This window comes from Streptococcus sp. 11273D007BT (assembly GCF_053547195.1).
Genome location: NZ_JBPWPE010000001.1, coordinates 852262 through 864373, shown reverse-complemented (window position 1 = coordinate 864373; position 12112 = coordinate 852262). Strand labels below are relative to the sequence as shown.

The 12112-nt window shown below is 40.9% G+C and carries 14 protein-coding genes; 6 read left to right on the top strand and 8 right to left on the bottom strand.

Going from position 1 to position 12112, the window contains the following annotated elements; translation table 11 throughout:
* Positions 1 to 251: 251 nt before the first annotated feature.
* The 7 genes from ACEE75_RS04470 to ACEE75_RS04440 all read right to left on the bottom strand — a co-directional run bounded on the left by ACEE75_RS04470 (position 252) and on the right by ACEE75_RS04440 (position 6845).
* Positions 252 to 617 (bottom strand): HNH endonuclease, encoded by a 366-nt coding sequence (locus tag ACEE75_RS04470; RefSeq protein WP_172020955.1) that lies wholly within the window; start codon positions 615 to 617, stop codon positions 252 to 254.
* Between the two features lies 1 nt (position 618).
* A complete protein-coding gene (gene metK / locus ACEE75_RS04465) occupies positions 619 to 1656 on the bottom strand; it encodes a methionine adenosyltransferase (RefSeq protein ID WP_449173570.1) in 1038 nt (345 codons plus the stop codon).
* Positions 1657 to 1700: 44 nt separating this feature from the next.
* On the bottom strand, positions 1701 to 1883 hold the full coding sequence (locus ACEE75_RS04460) for a DUF6900 domain-containing protein (RefSeq protein ID WP_014638129.1): 183 nt from the start codon (positions 1881 to 1883) through the stop codon (positions 1701 to 1703).
* A gap of 198 nt (positions 1884 to 2081) precedes the next feature.
* Positions 2082 to 2585, bottom strand: a complete 504-nt coding sequence (locus ACEE75_RS04455) for a hypothetical protein (protein WP_014638130.1) — start codon at positions 2583 to 2585, stop codon at positions 2082 to 2084.
* Complete coding sequence (locus tag ACEE75_RS04450) at positions 2578 to 3954, bottom strand: SNF2-related protein (RefSeq protein WP_172051146.1); 1377 nt, start codon at positions 3952 to 3954, stop codon at positions 2578 to 2580. The genes ACEE75_RS04455 and ACEE75_RS04450 overlap by 8 nt, the downstream gene beginning before the upstream one ends.
* On the bottom strand, positions 3935 to 4216 hold the full coding sequence (locus ACEE75_RS04445; RefSeq protein WP_172020957.1) for a VRR-NUC domain-containing protein: 282 nt from the start codon (positions 4214 to 4216) through the stop codon (positions 3935 to 3937). The genes ACEE75_RS04450 and ACEE75_RS04445 overlap by 20 nt, the downstream gene beginning before the upstream one ends.
* A gap of 346 nt (positions 4217 to 4562) precedes the next feature.
* Positions 4563 to 6845 (bottom strand): phage/plasmid primase, P4 family, encoded by a 2283-nt coding sequence (locus ACEE75_RS04440; RefSeq protein ID WP_449173569.1) that lies wholly within the window; start codon positions 6843 to 6845, stop codon positions 4563 to 4565.
* 308 nt (positions 6846 to 7153) lie between these two features.
* Between ACEE75_RS04440 and ACEE75_RS04435 the strand changes: the two genes are divergently transcribed.
* From ACEE75_RS04435 to ACEE75_RS04410, 6 genes are read left to right on the top strand one after another with little or no spacing between them, the layout of a single operon-like run.
* Positions 7154 to 7288, top strand: a complete 135-nt coding sequence (locus tag ACEE75_RS04435; RefSeq protein WP_257116605.1) for a hypothetical protein — start codon at positions 7154 to 7156, stop codon at positions 7286 to 7288.
* Complete coding sequence (locus ACEE75_RS04430; RefSeq protein ID WP_171942523.1) at positions 7263 to 7586, top strand: hypothetical protein; 324 nt, start codon at positions 7263 to 7265, stop codon at positions 7584 to 7586. Before ACEE75_RS04435 ends, ACEE75_RS04430 begins: the two co-directional genes overlap by 26 nt.
* Entirely contained in the window at positions 7579 to 8700 is a 1122-nt protein-coding gene (locus ACEE75_RS04425; RefSeq protein ID WP_171942522.1) for a DUF2800 domain-containing protein, read from the top strand. The genes ACEE75_RS04430 and ACEE75_RS04425 overlap by 8 nt, the downstream gene beginning before the upstream one ends.
* Before the next feature lie 4 nt (positions 8701 to 8704).
* The gene (locus ACEE75_RS04420; protein ID WP_171942521.1) at positions 8705 to 9253 is read left to right on the top strand and encodes a DUF2815 family protein; all 549 of its coding nucleotides are present in this window, start codon (positions 8705 to 8707) and stop codon (positions 9251 to 9253) included.
* 18 nt (positions 9254 to 9271) lie between these two features.
* On the top strand, positions 9272 to 9439 hold the full coding sequence (locus tag ACEE75_RS04415) for a hypothetical protein (protein ID WP_171942520.1): 168 nt from the start codon (positions 9272 to 9274) through the stop codon (positions 9437 to 9439).
* Between the two features lie 48 nt (positions 9440 to 9487).
* On the top strand, positions 9488 to 11443 hold the full coding sequence (locus ACEE75_RS04410; protein ID WP_449173568.1) for a DNA polymerase: 1956 nt from the start codon (positions 9488 to 9490) through the stop codon (positions 11441 to 11443).
* Between the two features lie 39 nt (positions 11444 to 11482).
* Here ACEE75_RS04410 and ACEE75_RS04405 read toward each other — a convergent pair whose 3' ends face one another.
* Entirely contained in the window at positions 11483 to 12088 is a 606-nt protein-coding gene (locus tag ACEE75_RS04405) for a hypothetical protein (protein WP_112477671.1), read from the bottom strand.
* Positions 12089 to 12112: the final 24 nt, after the last annotated feature.

Sequence of the window (12112 nt, the reverse complement as noted above, 5' to 3'; positions counted from 1 at the left end):
ATTGTTTCTAGCCTTTTTCACTATTTTATTACCAAAATGACATACTTGGGAACGCTACATCCCCACATTAGAAACGTGATAACGGTGGGAAGGAACGTCAAAATGAAGCGATTTTAATGTACCCGCTTGCGAATTTTGCGAAATTGCACGTTTGAGGGGGCGTCGGTCTTAGTCTCCCAAGGGTTTAGAGATTTCATCCCCCCTCCCCCAATGAGTGAAAAATGAGATACTTTTGTAACGAAACTCCAAGATTAAAATCGATACGTATACTCCACATATCGGTCAGTCGTCTTGGTCTTCCTATCATGACAAGACTTACAAAGTGCTTGCCAATTAGATTGATTCCAAAAGAGTTCTTGGTCACCTCGGTGGGGTGTGATATGGTCAACGACCGTTGCCTTGGTCAGTCGACCTTTGGCTTTGCATTGAACACAGAGTGGATGAACTTTTAAGTAACGAAGTCGTGCTTTGTTCCACTGGGCATTGTATCCTTTGGCTTTGGTTGACTTGGAATCCAGTTGGTGGTTTGCTTTATGGTTCTCACAATACTTCTGACCATATGATACTAAGTTAGGACAACCATTTTGTTTACAAGGTATGCTTGGTCTTCGTGGCATTTTACTTCTCCCAAGGTAGATAGTCTTTCGTGAAATGTCCAAAGCAAGTTGTCTCGGTGTAGTCTACATCCAAGAGATGAAGTTTCTTAATGATACCTCCTGGTGTTAAATCATACCGCTCACGAATCATTCCTTCCAGTTGTTGTGTGGTGTAGCGACTGGTTCCAAAGGTTTCTACGTAAACCGACACAGGTTCTGCTACTCCAATGGCATAGGCAAGCTGAACTTCACAACGTTTGGCATAGCCTTCTCGAACAATATCCTTAGCAATCTTTCGTGCCATGTATGTAGCTGAGCGGTCAACCTTGCTTGGGTCTTTTCCAGAGAAAGCACCTCCACCATGATGTGCGAAACCACCATATGTATCCGCTACGATTTTACGTCCAGTTACTCCTGCATCCGCAAATGAGCCACCAAGTACAAAACGTCCAGTTGGATTAACTAAAACGTTGAAATCTAGATTCTGTCGGTAACGAAGTGCTACTGACATCATAGCTTCAGTCACAATTCGTTTCACTTTGGCAAGGTCAGCTGTTTCTGCATGTTGGATGGAAACTAAAAAGGTATCAATCCGTTTCTTATCATAGTCGTAGGATACCTGAGCTTTTGCATCCTTTCCAAGTAAGGGGTGACCAAGCGACATCAGTTTCTCAAGGACTCGGGTTGCTAGAACATAAGGAAGTGGCAGGTACTCAGGTGTTTCATCTGTCGCATAACCGAACATCATTCCTTGGTCACCAGCTCCACCATTGTCTACACCTTGGGCAATATCGGAACTCTGAAGTCCAAGTAGGTTAGTTACCCGAACATTCTTCAAACCTAGTGGCTCGACAACCTGTCGAACAATGTTCTCGAGATTAAAGTAATGTTTAGTAGAAATTTCACCAGCTACCACAACATGGTTATCCTTTATTAAAGTCTCAACTGCCACTCGACTTGATTTGTCATACTTGAGACACTCCGTCACAATAGCATCTGAAATCTGGTCACAGATTTTATCTGGGTGTCCAACCGACACTTGTTCACTAGTAATAATCATAATTCCTCCACGCAAAAAGCCCAACCCTCGGGCTAGGCTTTGGTTTATTTTACTGATTGTCGGCCTGCTTCGTAGGCTCTCTCCAATGCTCTTTTGATTCCCCAAACCGAAACATCGTAGAAATCGAGGTTGTCACTCCAACGTTTTTCCAAGGTTTCAACTAGTAGTTCTTCTTTAGCAATCTCTGTTAAAAGTGCATTGAGTTTTTCTTCTTGGCGTTTTGTCATTGTATTGTTCTCCTCTTCTTTTGTTGTGTACATATTAACTCTAAAAAGGAGATATATCCAGTCATTACTGGGTATTTTTTATCTTTTTTGACATCTTAAGTATATCACAGGTCTAGGTTGAAAATCAGTACTAAAACAGTACAAATTTAGTGCTAATGTAGTGCTAATTTAGTACCAATTTAGTGCAATCGACCATCACTAGATAGGAATGTGATAATCTTCCACCTTAAGTTCAAGACTTTTTGATGTCCAACGATAACACTTGCGTAATTGTTTTAGAATCTTACGCCTACGATAAGCAAGTGTTGAATGGCTGATTTCATAAATCTCTTCTAGTTCAGTCCAACTCTTGCCTAAGTAAATTAAATCATTAGCTAATGGTTTCAAATCCTCAGGCAATAACTCCATAACAAACTCAAAGTAATAAAGATCCATTTTTAAGCAGTAATAGGTATTAAGCAAACTACTGAGGTACTCTTGATTCTCTTGTTCTTGTTTTTCTCTAAAATTAAGGGAAATCAGCTCACTACGACCATGGTTTTTACTTTTCTTGACCATTTCTTGCTCTGACTTCTCAAATACTAATGACTGAATCACACTATCCTCTGAGATTGGTCGATAGTTGAGCAATTTCTCTTGAACTAACTGTAACTTCATTTTCATGTCTTGATAGTTCTTAGCAATATAATCCACCTTATCCATCTGCCCCTCCTACTTGTGCTTTTACAGCTGCAATCAGCCGTTCTTGTTGTGCATCTTTGTTTTCTAGTGCCTTGAGGATTTCCTCATCAATCGTTCCTTCAGTCACAATGTGTTGAATAACAACTGTCTCAGCCTCCTGGCCTTGACGCCAAAGCCGTGCATTCGTTTGTTGGTATAGTTCCAATGACCACGTTAAACCAAACCAGACCAAGTGGTGACCGCCTTTTTGAAGATTCAACCCATGACCTGCTCCAGCTGGATGAAGTAAGCCAACTGGAACATTACCCTTATTCCATTCACGAATATCTTCTTCTGTTTTCAACACCCGACTCTTTACCTTGAGTTTTTCCAAACGGCCCATAACCCGAGCCAAGTCATGTTTGAACCAATAGGCCACTAAGACAGTTTCTCCATTTGCGGATTCAAGGATATCTTCTAGGGCATCTAGTTTCTGTTCATGAAGCGGCACGACTGTATGATCATCAGAATATACAGCACCATTGGACAACTGAACTAGCTTGTTCGTAAGACTTGCTGCATTGGCAGCAGTTACTTCTAATCCATCCAACTCTGATAAAACATACTCTTTCTTAAACTGACTGTACTTTTCTTTTTCCTTTTCTGACATACGCACCAGCTTCTTGGTTGAAATCAAATCAGGCATATCTAGATAATCTAGAGCCTTCATGGAAATGGTAATATCACTAATCTTGTCCTGAATTTGACACTCCGCATAATCCATAGGGATGTATTCATAAACAATGTTTCCATTGCGACGACCTTCTTCAAAGTAGCGACTACGAAACTCACCAATGAATCGACCAAGACGTTCTCCTCCGTCAATGACTTTAAACTCAGCGAACAAGTCCATTAGTCCGTTTGAACTAGGTGTTCCAGTCAAACCAACGATACGTTTCATGTAAGGACGCATTGCCATGAAAGCTTTGAAGCGTTTGGACTGCCAAGACTTGAAAGAACTCAATTCATCAATCACTACCATATCCCACTTAAAATAGGGACTACATTGTTCCACCAACCAAGGGAGGTTTTCACGATTGACGATATAGATGTCCGCATCTTTCTGAAGAGCTACTTTTCGTTGCTTGGATGTCCCCACGATTTTCGAATACCGTAAGTGACGCAACTCCGCCCACTGCTCAATCTCGTCACTCCAGACCGTATTTGCGACTCGAAGTGGGGCAATAACCAAAACCTTAGTGACCTCAAATCGGTCAAACATCAGCTCATTTACTGCAGACAAGGTTGTTGCCGTCTTCCCCATCCCCATGTCTAAGATGACCGCTGCATTAGGGTGACTTATGATGAAGTCCTTGGCGACTACTTGATAGTTATGTAATGTCAATTTCATCTAGCACATCTCCAATCATCTCAATGTGGTCAAGAACATAAACCTTAAAACCTAACCGCTCAAACAGTTTATGCCTTGACACTTGTAACTTCCTTGGCTTTTGGTCAGGAGACTTCACTTCCACCAAGCCAAACTTGCCCTTGGGTAAAAACACTAGCCTGTCTGGTACACCAGAAAAAGATGGAGATACCCATTTAGGACAAATCCCTCCACGCTTTTTCACTTCACTCACTAACTTCTGTTCTACAATTTTTTCTCGCATAATAAATCCTCTCGTCAAAACATCGCCAAGGAAAAAGTGTATCTCACGATAGTCAGTTACATTACTTTCCTATATCTCTTTTATCTTTTTTATTTTTTCTTATATCTAAGTTATAGAAAAGACCTACTAAACCTGCACTTTAAATCTTCCTATGGCAACTTTTGTATGTGACATTCTCGACATGCACTTTTTAACTCCAGTGAAAGTCGTGACAGTTTTGTATAAACTTTTCTCTTCACTAAAAATAGCAACTTTTAGCTACTCTGATAATCGCTCTGTGACTTAACTATCACGACATGCACTAACACCTCCTATTGCTAGAGGCAACTTTCACTGCTTTACACATTTAATCAAGGAAATCGTCATCTAATTTCAACTGTAGACCTTTTACCATAACACCCTTGTTTGTTCTTTTTTTGGTGAAACCAGCATTCGCAAGAGCTGTGTAAAAATCCGTTGTGCTGCGCGTGTACTCATTGATACCAGCACAATAAGCTCGATAAGCTGAGTAAAGTTCTCCTGATTTCTCAGTTAATTGGTCGCCGATTTCACAACAATCACCAAGAAACTGTCCCATCCAATCATTAGCTTCTCGATAGGCAGACACAGATTGAGCAACAACCTTTGGCAGAGTTAACTTGAAATTGGCATTGATTGCTTTCTCTGCACCTTCAATAATCCATGACATAATTGCCTCGGATGCTTCCTCGTACAGGTAGTCCGCAAAGTTTTTGATATCTGACCGACCTGTGATTTTGGCATTAAAAGGAATGACAATCAGACGTCTCCAAATCCCATCATCGTTCGCACCTACTTTTGGTAGATGGTTGGTGTAAAGAACTAGCGTGTGTGATGGCACAAAATGAAATGGTGCCTTGTACTTCTTCTCAGCTAAGATTTCATCTGTCGAACAAAGTTGTTTAACCATTGAAGTGTTCAACCGCATTCCCTCACTCATCTCAGATGCAATAATAAGACGTTTTCCTTTTAACTCTGCCATTTCAGGGCTAACATTTCGTCGGACACTCATGGTTAGAGCATCTGCCGATAATTTGCCTGAGTAGTTGCCCAGCACTCGTGCAATGGTATTCCAAAAGGTAGACTTGCCGTTTGCCCCACTGCCGTAAGCGATAATAAGGTGCTCTTGGTAAACCTTACCGATAGCAGCCATACCCACCACCATCTGAACGTAGTCGATTAGTTCTTGATTACCACAAAAGAAAGTTGCTAGAGTCTCTAGCCACAAGCCTTTTCCCTTATCGCTTGGCGAAGCTGTTGCCATCTTCGTGATATAGTCAGTTGAATCATGATCTTTTACACCAGCTAAGCCCTGGGATAAGTTAATGGTGGCTTTAGGAGTATTGAGCAACATTTCATTGTTATCAAACTCAGACACACTCATCCGAACCATGTGTTTAGCGGTTTTAACGATAGCTGAGAGATGGCGATAATCACGATATTTCATGACAAATTTATGGAAGTCAAATGCTTTCTTGTACTCCTTAAAGGCTGATAATTGACTTGGTCCATCAAGGGCTTTTTCAATGGCTTTAACCCCCTTAAAAATCAGTTCCTCTGAAATACCTGTTTGGATGAGCCGTTTTGTCTTATCCTCTAGGTTGGCATCTGCCACTGCTAGTTGCTCATCCAAGAAAACATGAACCTGTCGCATGGCCAATTGCTCATCCTCCACCCAGTGTTTCCCATTGAAAGCAAGATAGTCAGTCTCACGAGTAAAAGCAATTCGGTCTCCATATTCACGAGCTAACAGTCCTGCTTCACCAATATCGGTATAGTCATCAGGTCGCATGGCTTCTCGGTTATAGGCCTCAGGTGATACATAATCTTGTGACTGCTTAATGGTTCGATTGTAAAATCGGACTGCACTTCCCCAGATGGAATCTAACTCTGCTTTATCAAGTGGTGGTACACATTTCTGTGCCTGCTCATCAAAACCATCCCTAGCTTCTTGGGTCACGCCTAACCGTTTGACAATCTTAGCTGCAAATACAGACATCGTTGAATTACGACTCCCTTGCTGGATCGGTCCACTTGGAGGAGTATAGAAGTCTGCATCGAAATCTTCCTCGTCTTCAATAGAAACAACTTGAAACAAATCTTCATCAATAGTTAGCCATGAATCATGCCATATAACCTGTGCATTTGGATTTCCAAAGAAGAAACGTGCCGCATCCTTGGCATTATCATCAAAAAACTTGTATTGATTACAAAGTTCTTCCTTCATAGCTACGTAGACATCTTTATCAGTTACCTCATTGATTTGGAAGTAAATATGATATTTTGGTCTTGGAGCTTTTCCTGCCTTTGCCTGCAAATGACTTCTACTAGTTACCAAAGCAAAGTTGTAATCCGCAAAGATTTCTTTTAATCGCTCGACCGTCATCCATTCATCTGGATTCTCAGAGTGGTCATTATCAATATCCATGATCAAAACATCCGACTTGATGAAATTGGCATTTGAGCGTGTATTATTAAAAAACAGCCCTGCCACATGGTCAAATTGCGCAACAGTTTGTAGCGATATTTCATCAGTAATAGTTACTTGATTGGGATAAACCGTGGTTGTTTGAACTCCAGTCTGTCCTGAATGAGATAAGGTAAATTGCATTATGCGCCCTCCAAATGTAATTAATGATATGTGGAGTTTTTTCCCTCCTACCTTATTAGGTAGAACTACGACTCATTTTTCCGCCCCTTAATAAACTTTTTTCAAAAAAAAATAATCTTCCTTTATATAGCTAGAGGAAGATTTTTTTCTTGTGTGCTAAAATAAAAATTTTTTATAAAAAAGCGGAAAATTTCACCCCAGTATTACCTATATAGGTGTAAGAGATGAAAAACATCGATTCAAAAAATTTTTATTAAAAACCGGAATTTCTGTTCACATCTCTACCTAATAAGATAGGAGGTCACAAAATGACTAAAGAAATAACTGTGAATCACAATGATGAACTGGTCGATACACTCACCGCCATCAGCGTCATCTCAAAGCAACTCGCTCGTAAAATAAAGGAGGAAGAAATCAATGAGCAAAATGAAAGAACTGAATAGACTAATTCATGATATGGAAGAAACCGCAAAGTACTACCTTCGCTTGGTGGATGAGTTCAAGAAACTCCTCACTACTGAGGAGGAAACAGTACCTAAATCAAATCCACCAAAAAATGAACCACAAAAGGAAATTCAATTGGAGGATGTCCGTGCAGTCCTTGCTACAAAGGCAAAAGATGGCTTTAAGAATGAGGTTCGTTCTCTGCTAAATGCCTACGGTGCTTCTTCTCTATCAGCTCTTGACCCTAAACACTTTGCGGCAGTCCTTGAAGAAGCTGGAGGGATTGGTAATGACTAACCACGCCATTCTATCCGCATCTGCATCACATCGTTGGTTGAACTGTCCACCTTCCGTTCGATTAACAGAAGATATGCCAGATGTAAACTCTGAGTTTGCCCTTGAAGGTACGGATGCTCACGAGCTATGTGCTTATCTTGTCGAGAAAGCTCTGGGAAGGAATGCGCGTGACCCGACTGAGGATTTAGCATATTACAACGAGGAAATGCAGTATTGCGCAGAAGAATATCGCAACTATGTCATGGAACAAGTCGAGAAAGCTAGAGGTTACTCTCGTGACCCTACAGTTCTTGTCGAACAACGACTGGACTTTTCCAAGTGGGTACCTGAGGGTTTTGGAACTGGGGATTGCATCATCGTGGCTGACGGATTACTTCAGGTTATCGACTATAAGCACGGTCTTGGTGTTCTGGTTGATGCAGACTATAACCCACAAATGATGTGTTATGCCCTAGGTGCTCTTGAGATGTTTGATGGGCTTTATGATTTTGATAAAGTCACCATGACCATCTTTCAACCACGAAAACATAACATATCTACCTTTGAGATAGAAAAGACTGAGTTGATTGAATGGGCAGAAAACGAACTCGCTCCAAAAGCTGAACTTGCATTCAAAGGTGAGGGGGATATGCAGTCTGGTAAACACTGCCAATTCTGTAAACTAAAGAATATCTGTCGCAAACGTTCGGAGGATAATTTGGCTCTTGCCAAGATGGAGTTTGCGAATCCAGCTACTCTTGATAACGAGGACATTGCAGAGATTTTGCCTAAACTGGACTTGCTAGTTTCGTGGGCAAATGATGTCAAAGCCTATGCTTTGAAAGAAGCTACCGAAGGACATCACATCCCAGGATACAAACTGGTTGAAGGTCGCTCTATTCGTAAATTCTCAGATGAGTCAGCCGTGAGTCAAGCTGTGATGGATGCTGGCTATGACCCTTACGAAAAGAAACTCTTGACTATCACTGCCATGACCAAACTCCTCGGCAAGAAAACCTTTAACGACCTACTTGGTGGTCTCGTAATAAAACCAAGTGGTAAACCAACACTCGTTCCAATTGACGATAGCCGTCAAGAGATGAACCTAGCAAAACATGAATTTAAAGAGGATTAACTATATGACAACTAAAGTAATTACAGGACCAAACACTCGCTTCAGCTACTTAAATGCCAATGAGCCAAAGTCAATTAACGGTAGCACTCCCAAGTACAGTGCCTCACTCATCATCCCAAAAGAGGATACAATCACTATTAACAAAATCAAGTCTGCTATTGAACAAGCTTACAAAGAAGGTGAGTCAAAACTCAAAGGCAACGGTAAATCTGTACCTGCATTATCTACTCTGAAAACTCCACTTCGTGACGGTGATCTTGAACGCCCGGATGATGAAGCATACAAAAATGCTTACTTTGTAAATGCCAACTCTCCACACAAACCTGGGGTGGTTGACGGCAATCGTCAAGAAATCATTGATACTTCAGAATTGTACTCTGGTATCTACGGTCGTGCTTCTATTACCTTCTATGCTTTCAATTCTAATGGCAACAAAGGGATTGCTTGCGGTTTGAATAACTTGCAAAAATTGCGTGATGGTGAACCCCTCGGAGGACGCACTCGTGCTGAGGATGATTTTGCGACAGAAGAAGATGATGACTTTTTGAACTAGAAATGGAGAATTAGATTGATGATGTATACTATTTTAACTTGTACAATTATGGGACTCTGGGTGCTTATCGGACTATACTTCGGCTATATGACCATTAGAGATGACATTCGAAATGAAATGGAACGAAAGGCAAAGCTAAACAAAGAAAAACTTAGCCAAACACCGCTCAGTCGAAAAAACAAATAGAACTTTAGGTGGCAGTACTTCTGTCACCTTTTTCAGAAAGGACGTACTATGCCAATTAGAGAACTCAGCATTGACATCGAAACTTATTGTGAAATTGACTTACGAAAATCTGGTGTCTATCGCTATGCGGAGGATAACAGTTTTGAAATCCTTTTGTTTGCGGTATCTGTCGATAATGGACCAGTAACTGTTTACGACTTAACTAAGGAGAAGTTACCACAAGATATTCTTGAAGCTTTAGTAGACGATAGAGTCATCAAATGGGCATTCAACGCTTCATTTGAGCGAATTTGTCTATCAAACTGGCTCAAGAAATATCACCCCGAATTGTTATCAGATGAATTTTTATCTCCAGTTTCATGGAGATGTAGCATGATTTGGTCAGCCTATTTAGGATTTCCACTCTCCCTTGAGGGAGTTGGAACAGTCCTCAAACTCAAAGACCAAAAGATGAGAGAGGGTGCTGACCTCATTCGCTACTTCTGCGTACCTTGTAAGCCTACCAAGGTCAATGGGGGGAGACTCCGCAACTTTCCACATCACGCGCCTGACAAATGGTCCATCTTTATCAATTACAACAGACGTGATGTTGAGGTCGAATTGGCCATCAAGGAACGGCTTAAAAACTTCCCAGTACCTAATTTTGTTTGGGATGAGTACCTCCAAGATCAGATTATAAATGACCATGGTATTGGCATAGATGTTAACTTTGTAAAAGCCGCTATAAAAATAGACGGAGAGAGCAAAGCCAAAATTCAAGAAGAGTTAAAAGCATTAACAGGTCTTGAAAATCCCAACTCTGTTCTGCAGATGATTGGCTGGCTACGTGAACATGGGGTAACTACGGATTCTCTAGACAAAAAAGCTGTGAAAGAATTACTCAAAACGGTTGATGAAACAACTGCTCAAGTTCTTAAACTTCGGCAGCAAGCCGCCAAATCAAGTGTATCCAAATATCTAGCCATGATGAACTGTGTTTGTAAGGACGGTCGAGCAAGGGGGATGTTTCAATTCTATGGAGCAAACCGAACTGGTCGATGGGCTGGCCGTTTGGTGCAACTTCAGAACTTACCACAGAATCACCTTCGTGACCTAGAGGAAGCTAGAGAACTTTTCAGAACCGGTGACTTAGAAGCTACTGAGCTACTCTACGACACACAAGATACCTTATCTCAACTTATCCGAACAGCCTTTGTCCCTAGCAAAGGAAAGAAATTCATTGTTTGCGACTTTTCAGCAATCGAAGCTCGTGTACTCTCCCACATGGCAGGGGAGAGATGGCGTAGTAAGGTATTTGAAGAAGGGAAAGACATCTACTGCATGTCCGCTTCTCAGATGTTTGGAGTACCAGTTGAAAAACATGGACAAAATTCTGAATTGAGACAAAAAGGGAAAATTGCGGAGCTTGCTTGCGGATATGGAGGTTCTGTCGGTGCATTGAATGCTATGGGAGCACTTGATATGGGACTAACTGAGGAAGAACTCCAACCACTTGTTAACTCATGGCGACAAGCAAATCCAAATATCGTTATCTTCTGGTGGGATGTCGATAAAGCGGTTAAGATTGCTGTAAAGGAACTACTTCCTACATCTACTCAAAATATTCAATTTGAAGTCAAAAGTGGCATATTGTTCATCACCCTTCCTTCTGGTCGCAAACTAGCGTATATCAAGCCAAGAATTGGCGAGAACCAGTTCGGTGGAGAGTCTGTCACTTATGAGGGAACTGGAACTGCTAAACGTTGGGAAAGGTTAGAAAGTTACGGTCCAAAATTTGTGGAGAACATTGTACAAGCTATCAGCCGTGACATCCTTGCTTACTCTTTGAAGCAACTAAAAGAGTTTAAAATTGTTGGCCATGTCCATGATGAAGTAATAATCGAATGTCCTATGGAACAAAAACTTGATGAGATTGCATCATTAATGGGAATTGCACCAGACTGGATGTCCGATATTAATCTTCGCGCCGACGGATACGAATGCTTATTCTATCAGAAAGATTAGCAAAAAATCGCCACCTCAAAACGAGATGGCGATTTTCAATTATTGATTTAGTTCATTATATACCTCCTTTGCGAGTGCATGTGCTTTCTTGATTGCATCATAACCTTGGGTCTTTTTCAGACCAAGTTTTTTAATGATTTCTTGTTTGCTTATCGTGACATCATGGTAAATTAGCTTTAGGATTTTACCGTACTTTTCATTACGTTGATAAACAACATCAATCAATTCTTCTAGTGTTTCAATAAGCATCAGTTTCTCCTCATGAGAAGGGATTCCAGTTGGATCGGAGCCAAATTTCTCATCATTATCCATTTTCTCGAACATCTCATCTAAAGATAAATCATCATGCTTTCCTTTAGAATGACGGCTCAAGTATTCATTGGTATCCATGTTAAAGACACGAAGGGCATTCGCAAACTCTGCTCGCTCAACAGGTACAAATCCAACAAGAATTCGCTTCCCATAGATATTAAACGTTTTGAGATTATCTTGACTAACATCCTTGTTAGCTAGCATCGTTTTATCTCTAATAACGAATGGAGCTAATACTTGTGTATCTGTAGGTTCTACACCATTATAAGACTTTTCACTTTGATAGCGATCTGAAGTATATTTTGAGTTTCGATTTTGTTCATTATTTGACATGTGTTGTCTCCTTTTCCTTCGTAC

Excerpts from the sequence above, each read along its gene's own strand:
- ACEE75_RS04470 (WP_172020955.1), bottom strand. The coding sequence starts at position 617 with ATGCCACGAAGACCAAGCATACCTTGTAAACAAAATGGTTGTCCTAAC.
- metK (WP_449173570.1), bottom strand. The coding sequence starts at position 1,656 with ATGATTATTACTAGTGAACAAGTGTCGGTTGGACACCCAGATAAAATC.
- ACEE75_RS04460 (WP_014638129.1), bottom strand. The coding sequence starts at position 1,883 with ATGACAAAACGCCAAGAAGAAAAACTCAATGCACTTTTAACAGAGATT.
- ACEE75_RS04455 (WP_014638130.1), bottom strand. The coding sequence starts at position 2,585 with ATGGATAAGGTGGATTATATTGCTAAGAACTATCAAGACATGAAAATG.
- ACEE75_RS04450 (WP_172051146.1), bottom strand. The coding sequence starts at position 3,954 with ATGAAATTGACATTACATAACTATCAAGTAGTCGCCAAGGACTTCATC.
- ACEE75_RS04445 (WP_172020957.1), bottom strand. The coding sequence starts at position 4,216 with ATGCGAGAAAAAATTGTAGAACAGAAGTTAGTGAGTGAAGTGAAAAAG.
- ACEE75_RS04440 (WP_449173569.1), bottom strand. The coding sequence starts at position 6,845 with ATGCAATTTACCTTATCTCATTCAGGACAGACTGGAGTTCAAACAACC.
- ACEE75_RS04435 (WP_257116605.1), top strand. The coding sequence starts at position 7,154 with ATGACTAAAGAAATAACTGTGAATCACAATGATGAACTGGTCGATACA.
- ACEE75_RS04430 (WP_171942523.1), top strand. The coding sequence starts at position 7,263 with ATGAGCAAAATGAAAGAACTGAATAGACTAATTCATGATATGGAAGAA.
- ACEE75_RS04425 (WP_171942522.1), top strand. The coding sequence starts at position 7,579 with ATGACTAACCACGCCATTCTATCCGCATCTGCATCACATCGTTGGTTG.
- ACEE75_RS04420 (WP_171942521.1), top strand. The coding sequence starts at position 8,705 with ATGACAACTAAAGTAATTACAGGACCAAACACTCGCTTCAGCTACTTA.
- ACEE75_RS04415 (WP_171942520.1), top strand. The coding sequence starts at position 9,272 with ATGATGTATACTATTTTAACTTGTACAATTATGGGACTCTGGGTGCTT.
- ACEE75_RS04410 (WP_449173568.1), top strand. The coding sequence starts at position 9,488 with ATGCCAATTAGAGAACTCAGCATTGACATCGAAACTTATTGTGAAATT.
- ACEE75_RS04405 (WP_112477671.1), bottom strand. The coding sequence starts at position 12,088 with ATGTCAAATAATGAACAAAATCGAAACTCAAAATATACTTCAGATCGC.